This window comes from Kribbella sp. NPDC051952, from assembly GCF_040680855.1.
Lineage (GTDB): Bacteria > Actinomycetota > Actinomycetes > Propionibacteriales > Kribbellaceae > Kribbella.
Genome location: NZ_JBFAXQ010000002.1, coordinates 30,115 through 45,092, shown reverse-complemented (window position 1 = coordinate 45,092; position 14,978 = coordinate 30,115). Strand labels below are relative to the sequence as shown.

Sequence of the window (14,978 nt, the reverse complement as noted above, 5' to 3'; positions counted from 1 at the left end):
GCATCACCCGCCGGCCGGAGGCCCGTGGGTCATCAGGATGCTGCTGTGTCGGTGGTCGGGCGGGACCTCGATCCGTGGGATCAGGCCTTGGCGGTCTGCGAGCGTCCGCGCGGGGACCGGGTCACGGGCGCCGGCCCGCAACTCGCCCGGACGATCAAACTGGTCGGCATCACCAGACGTGGCAGGTCGGCCGATGGCTCGGCCGCAACGTCCGGTGCGGGCTCTGCTTCGTCGTCGTTGGGACCGATCTGGGACAGCAGCAGCTCGGCGGCGCGCTTACCCATGTCGACGAACGGTTGCTGGATGGTGGTCAGGGGCGGCCGGATCTGGGCCGCCGACTCGATGTCGTCGAACCCGATCACCGACACGTCTTCCGGCACCCGCAGCCCGGCCTCGGCCGCCGCGGTCATCACGGCGTACGCCGTCACGTCCGAGTGGGCGAAGACCGCGGTGGGCCGCTGGTCGGGCGGGAGCGCGAACAGTTCACGGGATCGGGACCGGATCTGGTCGGGCAGGAAGTCACCCGGCTTGGTCAGCTCCGGGTCGGGCTGGATGCCCGCTCCCCGCAGTGCGTCCAGGTACGCGCGGTAGCGGTCCTGGCAGCACCGGTACCGCATCAGGCCTTGCACACAAGCGATTCGCTCGTGCCCCAACTGCAGAAGATGGTCCATCGCCGTCAGGCCACCGTCGTAGTTGTCCGCGGTGACGGACGGCAGTGCCACGTCGGCGTCGATGGTGTTCACCAGGACGACCGGCAGACCGTCCTCGTGCAACTGGACGAGTGGTTCGAGCGGCTGGTCGTGGCTGACCACCAGCAGGCCGGATGCCATGCTCGAGGTCAGGATCCGGTCGATCAGCGAACCGTAGTCGCGGTCGTTGGTAGCGGTGTACAGGATGATGTCGAACCCGCTCCGCTCGGTCACGGCAGCTACCCCGATGTTGATCGAGGCAACCATGTGCCAGGACAGGCCGGGCACGACCATCCCGATCAGCCGGGTGCTCCCCTTGGCCAACGCGGTCGCGGCGAAGCTCGGCACGTACCGATGCCGGCGCATCACCGCGAGGACGTGCCGCCGGGTGGCCGGGTCGACCTTCGGGCTGTTGTTCAGCACCAGCGAGACGGTGGACTTGGACAGACCGGACAGCGCGGCGATGTCACGAATCGTCAGCTTCGCCATCGGCAGGTCCTTTGATCGGGTCCGTTGGACTGGTCCAACGGCTGTGCACCGGAACGTAACAGCGCGGCAGTACGCCGTCAACACCCCATCCGCAATCGCTTTCCCGTCGAACCATTGCGCCCGCGGTCGAGTTCGTGCCACGATCGGCGCATCGTGTTGGACCGGTCCTACGCAGGCCGGGATCACCTGCCGGGACCGGTCCGGCACGTCACGCTCACCGCACGCCTGACCGCTCTCCACGGAAGGCCGCCCATGCCGCCGTACGCCCTCGACGACTTCGCCTTCGACCTGCGTCGTGCCGTGCCACCGGCCGAGATCTGGGTCGGTAGCGGGACAGGGACCGTCACCCAGCTGACCGGCACGGTCTGCGGTGTCGGCGGGTGGTTCGCTCCCCCGCTCGCTGCCCCTGACAGCCGGCTGACGATCTCGTTCGACGTGGACGGACGCCGAGTGGTTGACGAGGCACGACCCGGTGCCGGCAATCGCGGGCTGCTCCCGGCCGGCGGCACCTGGCGACCCGATCGACTCGTCCGGCACGGCACCTACCACCAGTACGACGCCGGCCGCCTGACCTCGTTCTCGGTCGAGTCCACCCTCGTCCCGCATCACGGCTCCCCCGGCTTCGTGCTCACCCTCGCGATTCGCAATCGCTCGGAGCAGACCCACTACCTGACGGTTCGCCCCGAACTCACCGGACGGCAAAGCCAGGTCCCACTCTCCAACTGGGGCTGGGTGCCGCCCGGTGCAGGCAGCGGAGAACCGATCACGCTGGTGCACAACGGCCTGTCCGCGACGCTCGGGCCACACGGCACGGCAACGTTCAGCATCGGCCTGCAGTCCACCGACCTGACGTCTCCGTGGAAACAGCGCATCACCCAGGCACTAGGTCGCGTTCCCACTCTGACGTCGGACATCCCGGGGCTCGAGCAGTACTACCGCCGATCCCTGGCCAGCGGACTGGTGTGCTGGTGGGATCACCCGGACTTCGTCACCACGCCGTTCATCGCGACCTCAGGCCTGGACGGCGGTGCGCTGTGCGCCTATGCGTGGGACATCGGCGGCTACGCGCCCAACCTGCTCAGCCTCATGCTCGGGGACAGCGTTCAGGACATCATCGAGTCGCTGCTCGACGCCGACCTCACCGACCGCTACGCGATCGCGCCCGATGGCACCGGGCTCGGGGTCGCCTATGCGTACAGCGGCTGGTCCCTCGTCGCCCTCACCCGAGCCGCCGCGGCAGAACACCGACTCGATCCCACGCTGATCGCCCGGTTGTACGACGTACTGATCGCGCTGGACAAGCGGTTCCAGCCGGATGACCAGACCGGCGTACTGCGTGACTACGGCGACCAGAGCAATCTGCTGGAGATGCGCGGAGCCGGGTGGGAACACGTGGTGGCGAGTCCGAACGCCGAACGCGCGTGGGCGCTCGACGCCCTGGCCGAACTCTCGGATCTGACCGGTGCCGCGCTACCGGCCGCCGAACTCCGGACGTCGGCACAACAGATCCGCACGGAGGTCATCCGGCAACTCTGGGATCCCGCCGCGGGCTGGTTCCGCAGTCGCTACCCGGATGGGCATACCGAGCTGGCCTACTCGATCCAAGCCTTCGACGTACTGCGATCCGGTGCCTGCCCGCCGGACGTCGCCGCCACTCTGCTCGAGCATGTGCGTCCCGGTGCATTCCTCGGCGAGTACGGCGTCAGCAGTGTCGGCGCCGAGGACGAACTCCACTACGAGACCGCTGACATCGACTGGTCCGGAGGTGGCGCCTACACCGGCGAAGGCCCGCAACTGGCTCTCACCCTCTGGCAACACGGCGAGCCCGCACTCGCGTGGGACGTCCTCCGCCGCCACCTCTGGATGGGCAACCACTACCCGTACTTCCCGCAAGACCACTACTCCGACAAACCCGGTGCCCCCGCCACCAGCCGCCGCATCAACATCATCGCCGGCCTCACCGGCGCCGAGTCCATCCTCACCGGCCTGGCCGGCATCCACCCACACCCCGACGGCTCACTCACCATCCAGCCCAACCCGGTCCCCGGGGGCACGATCGAACTCCGAGGCCTGATCTACCGCGACCGAACGATCGACATCCGCGGCCCCGAGGTAACAGTCGACGGCCGCCGACTCCCACCCGGATCGACCTTCGCCGTCCCCCCGCGCTGACTCACCCCTCCGCAAAGTCCGTCCGAGCCGCGTCGAACTCCTCGTCACTGACCTCACGGACCTGGGTCGCCAGCATCCACCGGATACCGAAGGGGTCAAGGACCGTCGCCGAACGCGCACCATGGAACGCGTCAGCCGGCGGCCTCTCAACCGTCGCGCCGGCCCGCTCAGCCGCGGCGGTGGTCGCGTCGACGTCCGGCAGATAGAGATTCAACGCGTACGTCGGAAGCCGATCGGCCGCGGGGGCTTCGACCAGATCGGGGTAGGCATCGGACAACATGATCACGGCATCGTCGATCTCGAGTTCGGCGTGCCCGACCCGACCGTCAGGATCCATGAACGGCTCGGAGGTCAACCGCGCACCGAATACGTCGATATACCACTCGATCGCCCGGGCCGCATCCCGGCAGCAGATGTACGGCGTCAGCACTCGTCCTTGTGGTGCCAGGTAGGACTTCATGGTCCATTGTGGACCCGGATCAGCTCGCCAGGATGATGCGGAACGCGTCCAGCACCGACGTGAAGTGGTGATCGGCGACCGGGCTGGCGATCTCGTGATGGTGGCCGATGCGGATGGTTCGCATACCGGCGTTGATTCCGCCGGCGATGTCGTACGCCGGATGATCGCCGACCATCCACCCATTGGTCAGCGAGGCGCCGGTCTCCTTCGCGGCGATCTGGAAGATCCTCGGGTCAGGTTTCCGGACGCCCACTGCCTCCGAGATGCAGCAGTAGTCGACCGCGGCCGCGATCCCGGTGTGCTCGAGCTTGCGACTCTGCTGCACAACGCCGCCGTTGGTAATCACGGCCACCCGCCAGCCCGCCGTACGCAACGACGCCAGGCCCTCGAGGACAGCAGGCTCGACCCAGGTGAACGACGGATGCTCCCGGTCGTACTCGTCGACCGAGATCGCCAGACCGAAGCGCTCCTCGAACCGCGTGAACAACTCAGCCCGCGGCGTGAAGCCTCCGTTGTCGTGGGCAACCAACCAGTCGACCGCGTCGGTGCCGAGACCGGCCCGGTCGACCCACCACCGAGTCCACGCCAGGAACGCCCCGTCCCGATCGATCAACGTGTTGTCCAGATCGAAGCAGGCCAGCCGGCCCATCAGACGTCGATGCGGTTCTCGTCCAAGTCGTACGCGCCCTGGACAATGAATTCTTTCCGCGGCGCGACATCGTTGCCCATCAGGAGATCGAACACGTTCGCGGCGGCCTCGCCGTCGTCGACCGTGATGCGGCGCAGGGTCCGGTGGCGCGGGTCCATCGTGGTTTCGGCCAGCTGGTCCGCGTCCATCTCACCGAGACCCTTGTAGCGCTGCGGCGGCTCTTTCCAGCGGACGTTCTTCTTCATCAGCTCGGCCGTCTTCCGCTGGTACTCCGCGTCGCTGTAGGTGTACAGGTACTTGTCCTGACCCTTCTTCGGGTTCGTCAACTCGAAGCGGTGCAGCGGCGGTACGGCGGTGTAGACGCGACCGGCGTCGACGAGCGGCCGCATGTACCGGAAGAACAGCGTCGCCAGCAGGCACCGGATGTGGGCACCGTCGGAGTCGGCGTCCGCCATGAAGATGATCTTGCCGTAGCGGACCTGCTCGAGGTCGAACGTCCGGCCCGAGCCGGCTCCGACGACCTGGATGATCGACGCGCACTCGGCGTTCTTCAGCATGTCGCCGACCGACGCCTTCTGCACGTTCAGGATCTTGCCCCGGATCGGGAGCAGTGCCTGGAACTCCGAGCTGCGGGCGAGCTTCGCCGTACCGAGCGCCGAATCACCCTCGACGATGAACAGCTCGGACCGGTCGACATCGTTGCTGCGGCAGTCAGCCAGCTTCGCCGGTAGTGCCGACGATTCCAGCGCGGTCTTCCGCCGCTGCAGTTCGCGATGCTGACGGGCCGCCACCCGCGTGCGTGACGCGGCGACGACCTTCTCCAGCACCGCCCGCGCCTGGGCCTTCTGCGCGGCCTTGGTGGAGGTGAGGAACGCCTCCAGCTCGCTCTGCACGACCTTCGAGACGATCCGCGACGCCGCCGGCGTGCCGAGCACCTCCTTGGTCTGCCCGTCGAACTGCGGCTCGGCCAGCCGAACCGTCACCACCGACGTCAGACCTTCGAGTACGTCGTCCTTGATGATCTCCTCGCCGCTCTTCAGCAGCCGGGTGCCGTCAAGTGCATTCGTGAAACTCTTCGACAGCGCCCGCTCGAAGCCCGCCACATGCGTCCCGCCCTTGGGCGTGGCCACGATGTTCACGAACGAGCGGACCTCGGTCTCGTACCCGTCACCCCAGCGGACCGCGATGTCGACGTCCAGGTCGCGCTCGACGTCGGTCGGCGTCATGTGACCGGCGTCGTCGAGCATCGGCACGGTCTCGGTGAAGTGGCCGGTTCCGGACAGCCGGACGACCTCGGTCACCTTCTGGTCGGTGGCCAGGAACTCGCAGAACTCGCTGATCCCGCCGTCGTGCTTGAACGTCTCCTCGGTGACCTCGTCGCCACGCTCGTCCCGGATCACCAGCTCGAGCCCTGGCACCAGGAACGACGTCTGCCGGGCCCGGGTGACGAGCTCGTCGTAGTTGAAGGCCGCGTCGCGGGTGAAGACCTGCCGGTCGGCCCAGTACCGGATCCGGGTGCCGGTGATGCCCTTCTTCGCGCGGCCGGCCTTGCGCAGGCCCTTCGCCGCGGTGAAGCTCGCGCTCGCACCCTCGCCGTCGAACTCGCCCGCAACGCCACGCCGGAACGACGTGGTCCAGACCACACCACCGCGATCGACCTCGACGTCCAGGCGCGCGGACAGCGCGTTCACAACGGAAGCGCCGACGCCGTGCAGACCGCCGGAGGCGTTGTACGACCCGCCGCCGAACTTGCCGCCGGCGTGCAGCTTGGTGAACACGACCTCGACACCGCTGAGCTTGGTCTTCGGCTCGATGTCGACCGGGATGCCGCGGGCACGGTCGATCACCTCGACCGAGCCGTCCTTGTAGAGCACCACGTCGATCCGCTCGCCGTGCCCGGCCAGGGCCTCGTCGACGGCGTTGTCGATGATCTCCCACAGGCAGTGCATCAGGCCGCGGCTGTCGGTGGACCCGATGTACATACCAGGACGCTTACGGACCGCCTCGAGTCCTTCGAGGACGAGCAGGTTGCGCGCGTTGTACGTCGGGTCGAGCTCGGTACTGCGAGGCGTCGGGGCGGCCACAGGGCTCCTTCACTGGTTCACAAACACATGCCACACATCCGGGACCGCCGCGGTTCCGAACGCATGTTCACAGCCTATGCGGACCGACCCCCAAAACCTTGCAGGCAGGGCTGTGCGGGCATGCTGGTGGGTACAAGGTGGTCAGCAGATCACAACAGCAGATAGGTGTTCTCGCAGGTATCGATCCGGACTCGATCCGAAGTGGCGTACGACACTCCGGAAACCAGCGCGCAGTAACCAAGTCGTGGCGCACAGTGAGAGTAGACACGCCCGACACCCGCCGGAAACAAGAATTCGCCTGCTTCCGAAACGATTCCTCGTCAAAATGCGTCATACGGGAACAGGTGGTTCGTCTCACATACGGACACGCTGCCCATCCAGGGAAGCGATCCGCATGTCAGGATGTTGCTATCTGGTGAGTACGGAACTAGATGAGATGAGGCCTCAATGACTACAGCACTCGCCCCGAGCTCGACCCTGTCGGCTGCGGACCGTTGTGATCGCTGCGGCGCGCAGGCCTACGTCCGTGTCACCTTGACCAGCGGTGGGGAGCTTCTGTTCTGCGCCCACCACGGCCGGGAGCACGCGGAGAAGCTGCGCAACATCGCGATCACGATCCATGACGAGACCGGTCGGCTCGACACCTCCACCACCGCCGCGACTGCCGTCGCGACGGACGAAGAGCGGTAACGAGCTGGCTTCCTAAACGCGCCAACGGCGGCGCCAAAGTCAAACAGGCTTCGATGGCGGTTACCCAACAGGGTGACCGCCATCCGTTCGTTCGGGCAGAAGGGAACGAACGGATGAGGGGTAGGAGATGGCGGTTACCCAAAAGGTGACCGCCATCCGTTCGTTCAGACGAGGGGTACGGCGGGGGCGGGGCCGTGGCGGCGTAGTTCTTGCCAGGCGCGTGCCAACCGGTTGACCGCATCATCAAGCACTTGCTCGGAGTAGGCGAAAGGAACCCGTAGGTAGTCGTCGTGGTCACCAGTCGGATCCATCGCATGCCCCGCGACCACCTCGACCCCGTGCCGCAACGCGACCTGTGCGAACACCCGCGCATCGGTCTCCGGCAACCGGATCCACAACGCGGACCCACCAGTGGGCACTGACCACTCCCAATCAGGCAGTCGCTCGGTCAGCAACTGACCCATCAGCTTCTTCCGCACAGTCGCCGTCCGCGCCCGCGCCGCGGTCAGTTCCCCCAGCCGCGGCAGCAACCGAGCAGTCAACGCCTGATCGATCACCGGACTCCCCAGATCGGCCAGCGCCTTGTGCCGCGCCAACCGCTCCGCGAGCGGACGTGACGCCCGGATCCACCCGATCCGCAGTCCACCCCACACAGCCTTCGACACCGACCCGATCGACAGCACCTCGGCACCATCCGGCGCATAGGCCGCCAGCGGCGGCGGGATCGCCGGCCCGGCCGGATCCCACGCCGAGTACGCGTTGTCCTCCACCACGACCACCCCGTACCGAGCGGCCAGCTCCGCGACCTGCCGTCGTCGCGCCGCCGACATCAACAGGCCGGTCGGATTGTGGAACGTCGGCATCACGAACAGCATCGCCGGCTGATGCTCGGCGAACGCGGCAGCAAGCAGGTCCGGCCGGATCCCCGCATCATCCAGCGGTACGCCGACCACCCGCCCGCCGGCCGCCCCGAACAGATCGAAACACCCCGGCCAACTGGGCTGCTCGATCGCGACCGCCGCACCCGACCGCAGGTACATCTGCGTCACCAACGCGATCGCCTGATGTGCACCGGTGGTGACCACGATCTCGTCGGGCGAGGTCGGCAACCCGGATTCAGTGAAGTGATCCGCGATCCGTTCCCGCAGCACCAGCAACCCGCGCGGATGGTACCCGACATCGCCGAGCAAGGCCGGCAGGTCGGTCGACGCCAGGTCAATGAGCTCCTCGGTCAACTCGGGCATCCCCGGATCGACGGCGTACGTGAGCGAGATGACCTCGCCCGGTCCGACCGCGATCCGGTGGAACAGGGACTCGCCGTACCCGGTCGGCATCCGCTTGTCGGCCCGGGACCGACCACGTCCGGCTGACCGGGCGACCGTCGTACCGCTGCCGCGGCGGCTCTCGACCAGGCCGCGGGCGCGGAGTTCGTCGTACGCCGCGACCACGGTGGAGCGACTGATCGCGAGGGACTCGGCGAGCCGGCGTTCGGCCGGGAGGCGGGCGCCGACCGGGAGCTCGGTCGAGCCGATCAGTGCCGCGATCTCGTCGGCCAGTCGCCGGTACAGACCGCCGACGCGGCCGGACAGCCGGTGGCCGATCAGGTCCGCCAGCGCGGCCGGGTCTCCGGAACGGTCCACTTCTCTCCCTATTGGCTCGGGTGGACTGCTTCTCGCGCCGCCAGGCTAGTACCGGCAAGCAGTCCAGTTCGAGCGGAAGGTATGACGATGGGGATCGGGCAACTGGTGGGGTTCGCCGGCGCGACGGTGGTGCTGGTCGGAATGCCGGGCCCGAACAACCTCTACATCTCGCTCCGCAGCCTGACCCAGGGACGCCGCGCCGGAGTGGTCTCGGCGCTGGCGATCGAGACCGGCACGCTCGTCTACATCGCCGTCACCGCACTTGGTCTCGCGACGCTGGTGAAGGCCTCGCCGGCGCTGTTCACCGCGATCACGCTCGCCGGTGCTCTGTACCTGGCCTACCTCGGCGTGAAGCTCATCACGACCCGGACGTCGGAGCACACCGGCGGGGTCGACACCGCACCACTCGGCCGCGTCTTTCGCGACGGCGTACTCGTGAATCTGATGAACCCGAAGGCAGCGCTGTTCTTCCTCGCGTTCCTGCCGCAGTTCACCACGCGCGACGCGGGACCGGACCAGCTGCGCACCGAGATGCTGCTGCTCGGCGCCGGCGCGCTGCTGATCGGCCTCGTGTTCGACCTCTGCTACGCCGTCGGTGCGGACGCGATCGGCAGACGCTTCCGAGCCGTCCGTACGACAAGTCGTGGCCGCAACCTGGTCGTCGCCGGGATCTACCTCGCGTTGTCCGCGTTCGCCCTCATCGCCGCGTTCTGAGGCGCCTCCAGCACCGTGAGACCGTCGGCGTCCAACCGGAGCGACAGCGTCTCCCCGCCGAGCCGAAGCCCGCTCACCTCGAGCGCACGCCACGGAGACTCGCCCGGATTCACCACCAGCGTCTCCCCCGGCACATCCGGCTCGATCCCCAGCGCCGCGACAACCACCGCGACCGCCGACGCAGCGGCCCACGCCTGCGGTCGGCACGAGAGCGGGTACGGCGTCGGCGAACTCTCCTCGCCCGTCCCACGGCCGCCGTACAACTCGGGCAGCCGGTAGTCGAACGCTTCCGCGGCACGGATCAGACCCTCGGCGTACGACGACGCCACCGCGGCGTGACCGGATGCGTAGAGGCCTTGGATCGTCATCGCGGTGTCGTGCGGCCAGACGCTGCCGGTGTGATAGCCGAGCGGGTTGAACCGGGTCATTGCCGTGGACAACGTTCTCAGCCCGAAGCCACTGTTGAGATCCGCACCGGCCAGTCCGTCGGCGACCGTCTGCTCCTCGTCCGCGTCGAGCAGGCCTGTGCCGAGCAGGTGCCCCATGTTCGACGCACGCCCCGCGACCGGGTTCTTGGCGCCGTCCAACGCGATGGCCGGATAGCCATCGACCCAGAAGGCGCTCCGGAACCGCTCCTGCAGGGCCGCCGCCCACGCGCGCCATTCGTCGCCGGACTCGCCATGCGCTTCGAGCAGCTCGGCACCCTTGATCGCTGCTGAGTACGCGTACCCCTGCACCTCGCAGAGCGCGATCGGTGCTGTCGCAAGGGTGCCGTCCGGCCATTGCACCGCGTCGGCCGAGTCCTTCCAGCCTTGGTTGGCCAGTCCATGACCCGACTCGTCGACGTACTCGAGGAAGCCGTCGTCGTCGGGATCGGCGTACTCCCGCATCCAGTTGAGCGCGCCGCGGAGGTTCGGCAGGAACTCCTCGGCCGGCAGGCCCCAGCGCCAGGCCTTGTGGAGGGTGATGATCCAGAGCTGGGTCGCGTCGTGCGTGCCGTAGTAGGCCGCAGGCAGAACCAGGCCGCCACCGTGGTCGGCGACCTCGGCGCGCAGTTCGTGCGGGATCTTGCCGGGCTGTTCGGCGGACTCCGGGTCGACCTTGGTGCCCTGCCAGGCGGCGAGTGCTCGCAGTGTTCCGGCAGCGAGTCCGGGATCGACCGGGATCAGCATGCCCGAAGAGATGAGGGAGTCGCGGCCGAAGAGCGTGAGGTACCAGGGCGGACCGGCGCCGAGGTAGCGGTCGTCGCCCACGGCGAGCTGCAGGGCCTGGAGGTCCTCGAGCGATCGGTTCCACCAGCGCTCGACCCGGCGGTCGTCACACGACAGCCCAACGGCGTACGGCGTTCTGTCCGCGGGCGGCTCGATCGTGAAGCCGGTGCTGGACTTCGGGAAGTCGGCGGTGACGCGGAGGGTGAGGGTGAACTCCTCCCCCGGTTCGAGCCGCGGGGTCGCCGAGACGCCCGGGTCGGCTGCTACCCGGACTCGGGTCTCGTCGCTCTCCCATTCCAGGTCAGCGACCGGGGTCAGTTCGGGGAGCTCGGCCGCGGCGCCGCTGCGGACGGCCGCGGTGCCGGCGAGATCGGTGCCCAGGGCAACATCCAGGCGACACTCGATCGTGGCCCGGGAACGATTCACCAGCGTGATGCGCTCGGTCAGGCCGTCGCTGTCCACCGTGCGGGTCCGGTACAGCATCACGGTCGGATCGTGCCGCGTGTCGCCGAGCCCTTCGACCAGGGCGACGTACTGGTGGGTGGCCGCGTCAACTTCGTCGACGTGCACCGGGAGCGGGTCCTGGCCGTCGATCGTGACGCTCAGGCGTGACAGGATCCGCCGGTCCCGGGCGTACACCCCCTCGGCACCCGCCCCGGTGAGTTGACCGGAACGCGGCGAGAGAACCACCCAAGGAGCAGCGAGCGCAGTGACCAATTCGTGCAAAGCGGGCATGCGTCCACCCTAAAGGTGCGCGCGTCCGGCTCTAAAAGTCCCCGGTTCGGGCACAGTGGGGTGTGTGGATACAGGTTTGACCGTCCTGGTCGGGATCGTGATCTTCGTCGGCATCGTGGGCATCGTCGTGCCCATCCTGCCCGGGGCGATCCTCAGCCTGGCCGCGATCCTCGTCTGGGCGCTGCTGGACCGCAGCGCGACCGCCTGGATCGTGCTCGCCGCGGCGGTGGTGCTGATCGGGGCCAGCCAGGTGGTGAAGTACGTCGTACCGGAGCGGAGACTTCGCGACTCCGGCGTACCCAGGCGGTCCATGATCGTCGGCGTATTGCTCGGGATCGTCGGGTTCTTCGTCATCCCGGTGGTCGGGATGTTTGTCGGCTTCCCGCTCGGCGTGTACCTGTCCGAGGCGCAGCGGCTGAGGACCCACGCCGAGGCCTGGACGTCGACCAAGCACGCGCTGAAGGCGACCGGTCTGTCGATCCTGATCGAGTTCATCGGTACGTCGCTGGCCGCGGCCGTCTGGTTGATCGCCGTCCTGTTTTTGGTGTGATTGCCAGGATTTTCTTAGCCGCACCGGAGCCTCGTCACAGCTAGCTGAGGCAGTGTGTGAAGGATGAAGCTTTCAGAGAAGAAGTGGCGACTGATCGGTACGGCGGCCGCGGTTGCCGTGACGACCACCGCCGGCGGCGTCGCGTGGGCGGCCAACAGTGCCGACCCCACCCCATCACCTTCGGCTTCACCGTCGACACCGAACCAGCCACGGCCCGACGGCCCTGGTAAGGGCCCGGGTCTTCGTGGTGAGTTCGGTCTCGGCGGGGCGCTGCACGGTGAGTTCGTGGTCAAGAAGGACGACGGGACATACCAGACCGTCGCCAGCCAGCGGGGTTCGGTGATCGCGGTCAGCAAGGACTCGATCACCGTGAAGAGCGAGGACGGGTACAGCCGGACTTATGCGGTCACGGCGGAGACCCTGGTGAACTCGGCCCGCGACGGCATCGGCTCGATCAAGACGGGCAGCAACGTGATGGTCAGCGCGGTGGTGGCGAACAACAACGCCACGGCGACCTCGGTCAGTGACAGCACCGCCCGCGACGCGGCCGGCCAGAAGTGGGGTTTCAAGCACGGCCCCCGGTGATTCCGGAGCCGACTCACAGCTGATTGCCAGGAAGCTTCCAGGGATCACACGGGTACCGGCGGCACACTGAGTGGCATGAGTCCGCATCTGCTGGTGGTCGACGACGAACCGAACATTGTCGAGCTGCTCTCCGCGAGTCTGCGCTTCGCCGGGTACGACGTGACCACGGCGACCCACGGCGCCGAGGCGCTGCGCAAGGCCCGTGAGGTGGAGCCCGACCTGGTCGTGCTCGACGTGATGATGCCCGGCCTGGACGGATTCGAGGTGGTCCGGCGGCTGCGCGGCGAGGACCGGCACGTGCCGGTCCTGTTCCTGACCGCCCGGGACGCGGTCGAGGACAAGGTGCTCGGCCTGCACACCGGTGGCGACGACTACGTGACCAAGCCGTTCAGCCTGGACGAGCTGGTCGCCCGGGTGCGTGCACTGCTGCGGCGGTCCGGTCACCGGGAGCAGACCACCACGGAGGCCGCCGTACTGCGGTATGCCGACCTGGAGCTGAACGAGGACAGCTACGAGGTGTTCAAGTCCGGCCAGGCGGTGCAGCTGTCGCTCACGGAGTTCAAGCTGCTGCGGTGCCTGCTGGAGAACGCCGAGCGGGTGATGTCGAAGGGTCAGATCCTGTCGGCGGTCTGGAACTACGACTTCGCCGGCGACGCGGGCGTGGTCGAGTCGTACATGTCGTACCTGCGTCGTAAGGTCGACACCGGCGACCAGAAGCTGCTCCACACCGTCCGCGGGGTCGGCTATGTCCTGCGCACCCCGCGAGGCCCGAACTGATGCAGCTGACCCACCGGCGGTTCGCCGACCGGTACCCGCTCCGCGTCACCATCGTGGTCGTCCTGCTGACCCTGGTGGCGCTGGCTCTGGTCGCCTCCGGCGTAGTGGCGACCACGATCATGCGCGACTACCTGGTGAACCGGGTCGACGGACAGCTGACCCAGGCCTCGACGATCTTCCAGCAGGACAACCCCGGCAACCGCCCGCCGCGTCCCGGTGGTGGTCGCCGGCCGCTGCCCAGCTTCATCGTCGTGCAGTACAACGACTCCGAGGGCACGGCTGACGACAAGCCGTTCCGGGCGCCGTTCGCGGACACCGAGCCGTTGCCTGCGCTGCCGACGCTCAACCTCAACCAGGTCCGTGCGCTCAACGGCAAGCCGTTCAACACCAAGGCTGTCTCCGGGAACGCGACCTGGCGGGTGGTGGCGCTACCGCTGGACGACGGCAGCGGTTCGGTGCTGGTCGCGCAGAGCCTGGGCGACGTGAACGGCACGATCCGGCAACTGATCGGCATTCAGGCTGCCGCGGCGGTGATCTTGTTGATTCTGCTCGCCGGCGTCGGGACTTACGTCGTACGACGAAGTCTGCGCGGACTCGAGGACGTCGAGCACACCGCGGTTGCGATCGCGGGCGGGGACCTGAGCCGGCGCGTGCCGCAGCGGGATCCACGGACCGAGGTCGGCCGTTTGTCGCTCGCGCTGAACCAGATGCTGGGGCAGATCGAGAACGCGTTCGCGCAACGGACCGCGTCGGAGCTCGCGGCGCGGCGGTCGGAGGAGACTGCGCGGGAGTCCGAGGAGATTGCTCGGCAGTCCGAAGACGCGGCGCGGCAGTCGGAGGACCGGATGCGGCGGTTCGTGGCGGATGCGTCCCATGAGCTGCGTACGCCGCTGACGTCGATCCGCGGCTTCGCCGAGTTGACCCGGCAACGGGGTGACGGCGGCGACGCGGACACGATGCGACGGATCGAGGACGAGGCGAAACGGATGGGCCTGCTCGTCGATGACCTGTTGCTGCTGGCCCGGCTCGATCAACAACGACCTTTGCGGATGGAGCCGGTCGACCTGCTCCCAATCGCCGCGGATGCCCTGCACAATGCCCAGGCTGTAGAGCCGGAGCGCAACATGTCCCTGCAGATCCTCCCGGACTCCGAGGCGCCGGTCGTCTCGGGCGACGAGGCCCGGCTGCGTCAGGTCCTGGGCAACCTGATCAGCAACGCGCTCCACCACACGCCGATCGACGCCCCCATCGTGGTCTCCGTCGGCACCCGAGACGGCGAGGCCATCCTCGAGGTCAGCGACTCCGGACCCGGTTTGTCCGACGAGCAAAAGGCTCGGGTCTTCGAACGCTTCTACCGAGCCGACTCAGCCCGGACCCGCTCCACCGGCGGCTCCGGCCTAGGCCTGTCCATAGTCGCCGCCCTGGTAACCGCCCACGCCGGCCGCGTCACGGTAACCAACACCCACCCCCAAGGCGCCACCTTCACAGTCCACCTCCCCCTCCCCCGCGAGAACTAACGTTTGAAAGCGAACT

13 protein-coding genes are annotated in these 14,978 nt (G+C 67.9%); 7 read left to right on the top strand and 6 right to left on the bottom strand.

Going from position 1 to position 14,978, the window contains the following annotated elements:
- Positions 1-80 precede the first annotated feature (80 nt).
- Complete coding sequence (locus tag AB0L70_RS04865) at positions 81-1,178, bottom strand: LacI family DNA-binding transcriptional regulator (protein ID WP_363680070.1); 1,098 nt, start codon at positions 1,176-1,178, stop codon at positions 81-83.
- Between the two features lie 153 nt (positions 1,179-1,331).
- On the opposite strand from AB0L70_RS04865, the gene AB0L70_RS04860 reads away from it, so the two are divergent.
- A complete protein-coding gene (locus AB0L70_RS04860) occupies positions 1,332-3,350 on the top strand; it encodes a hypothetical protein (protein WP_363680068.1) in 2,019 nt (672 codons plus the stop codon).
- A 1-nt stretch (position 3,351) separates the two neighbouring features.
- On the opposite strand, the gene AB0L70_RS04855 is transcribed toward AB0L70_RS04860, so the two are convergent.
- Genes AB0L70_RS04855 through AB0L70_RS04845 form a run of 3 tightly spaced genes read right to left on the bottom strand, consistent with a single transcriptional unit; the run spans position 3,352 to position 6,543 of the window.
- Positions 3,352-3,810: a glyoxalase/bleomycin resistance/extradiol dioxygenase family protein gene (locus AB0L70_RS04855; protein ID WP_363680066.1), complete on the bottom strand. Its 459-nt coding sequence runs from the start codon at positions 3,808-3,810 to the stop codon at positions 3,352-3,354.
- Positions 3,811-3,829: 19 nt separating this feature from the next.
- On the bottom strand, positions 3,830-4,459 hold the full coding sequence (locus AB0L70_RS04850; protein WP_363680064.1) for an HAD family hydrolase: 630 nt from the start codon (positions 4,457-4,459) through the stop codon (positions 3,830-3,832).
- Complete coding sequence (locus AB0L70_RS04845) at positions 4,459-6,543, bottom strand: DNA topoisomerase IV subunit B (RefSeq protein WP_363680062.1); 2,085 nt, start codon at positions 6,541-6,543, stop codon at positions 4,459-4,461. Before AB0L70_RS04845 ends, AB0L70_RS04850 begins: the two co-directional genes overlap by 1 nt.
- A 447-nt stretch (positions 6,544-6,990) precedes the next feature.
- Between AB0L70_RS04845 and AB0L70_RS04840 the strand changes: the two genes are divergently transcribed.
- Positions 6,991-7,233, top strand: coding sequence for a hypothetical protein (locus AB0L70_RS04840; RefSeq protein WP_363680061.1), 243 nt, complete (start codon positions 6,991-6,993; stop codon positions 7,231-7,233).
- A gap of 164 nt (positions 7,234-7,397) precedes the next feature.
- Here AB0L70_RS04840 and AB0L70_RS04835 read toward each other — a convergent pair whose 3' ends face one another.
- Positions 7,398-8,873, bottom strand: a complete 1,476-nt coding sequence (locus AB0L70_RS04835; protein WP_363680059.1) for a PLP-dependent aminotransferase family protein — start codon at positions 8,871-8,873, stop codon at positions 7,398-7,400.
- An 87-nt stretch (positions 8,874-8,960) separates the two neighbouring features.
- On the opposite strand from AB0L70_RS04835, the gene AB0L70_RS04830 reads away from it, so the two are divergent.
- Positions 8,961-9,587, top strand: coding sequence for a LysE family translocator (locus AB0L70_RS04830; RefSeq protein ID WP_363680057.1), 627 nt, complete (start codon positions 8,961-8,963; stop codon positions 9,585-9,587).
- Here AB0L70_RS04830 and AB0L70_RS04825 read toward each other — a convergent pair.
- Positions 9,545-11,533 (bottom strand): glycogen debranching N-terminal domain-containing protein, encoded by a 1,989-nt coding sequence (locus AB0L70_RS04825; protein ID WP_363680055.1) that lies wholly within the window; start codon positions 11,531-11,533, stop codon positions 9,545-9,547. The two genes, AB0L70_RS04830 and AB0L70_RS04825, sit on opposite strands and share 43 nt — an antisense overlap.
- A gap of 64 nt (positions 11,534-11,597) precedes the next feature.
- Here AB0L70_RS04825 and AB0L70_RS04820 point away from each other — a divergent pair, with 64 nt between their 5' ends.
- The 4 genes from AB0L70_RS04820 (at position 11,598) to AB0L70_RS04805 (ending at position 14,962) form a co-directional block, all read left to right on the top strand.
- A complete protein-coding gene (locus AB0L70_RS04820; protein ID WP_363680053.1) occupies positions 11,598-12,083 on the top strand; it encodes a DUF456 domain-containing protein in 486 nt (161 codons plus the stop codon).
- 63 nt (positions 12,084-12,146) lie between these two features.
- Positions 12,147-12,668 carry a hypothetical protein gene (locus tag AB0L70_RS04815; RefSeq protein ID WP_363680051.1) on the top strand — a complete coding sequence of 174 codons (522 nt, stop codon included), beginning with the start codon at positions 12,147-12,149 and terminating at the stop codon, positions 12,666-12,668.
- 75 nt (positions 12,669-12,743) lie between these two features.
- On the top strand, positions 12,744-13,445 hold the full coding sequence (locus tag AB0L70_RS04810; protein WP_363680049.1) for a response regulator transcription factor: 702 nt from the start codon (positions 12,744-12,746) through the stop codon (positions 13,443-13,445).
- Entirely contained in the window at positions 13,445-14,962 is a 1,518-nt protein-coding gene (locus tag AB0L70_RS04805) for an ATP-binding protein (RefSeq protein WP_363680047.1), read from the top strand. The genes AB0L70_RS04810 and AB0L70_RS04805 overlap by 1 nt, the downstream gene beginning before the upstream one ends.
- The last annotated feature ends 16 nt before the right edge of the window (positions 14,963-14,978 follow it).

Coding starts and splice junctions, on each gene's coding strand:
- AB0L70_RS04810 (WP_363680049.1), top strand. CDS start 12,744: ATGAGTCCGCATCTGCTGGTGGTCGACGACGAACCGAACATTGTCGAG.
- AB0L70_RS04855 (WP_363680066.1), bottom strand. CDS start 3,810: ATGAAGTCCTACCTGGCACCACAAGGACGAGTGCTGACGCCGTACATC.
- AB0L70_RS04805 (WP_363680047.1), top strand. CDS start 13,445: ATGCAGCTGACCCACCGGCGGTTCGCCGACCGGTACCCGCTCCGCGTC.
- AB0L70_RS04830 (WP_363680057.1), top strand. CDS start 8,961: ATGGGGATCGGGCAACTGGTGGGGTTCGCCGGCGCGACGGTGGTGCTG.
- AB0L70_RS04815 (WP_363680051.1), top strand. CDS start 12,147: ATGAAGCTTTCAGAGAAGAAGTGGCGACTGATCGGTACGGCGGCCGCG.
- AB0L70_RS04825 (WP_363680055.1), bottom strand. CDS start 11,533: ATGCCCGCTTTGCACGAATTGGTCACTGCGCTCGCTGCTCCTTGGGTG.
- AB0L70_RS04840 (WP_363680061.1), top strand. CDS start 6,991: ATGACTACAGCACTCGCCCCGAGCTCGACCCTGTCGGCTGCGGACCGT.
- AB0L70_RS04850 (WP_363680064.1), bottom strand. CDS start 4,459: ATGGGCCGGCTGGCCTGCTTCGATCTGGACAACACGTTGATCGATCGG.
- AB0L70_RS04865 (WP_363680070.1), bottom strand. CDS start 1,178: ATGGCGAAGCTGACGATTCGTGACATCGCCGCGCTGTCCGGTCTGTCC.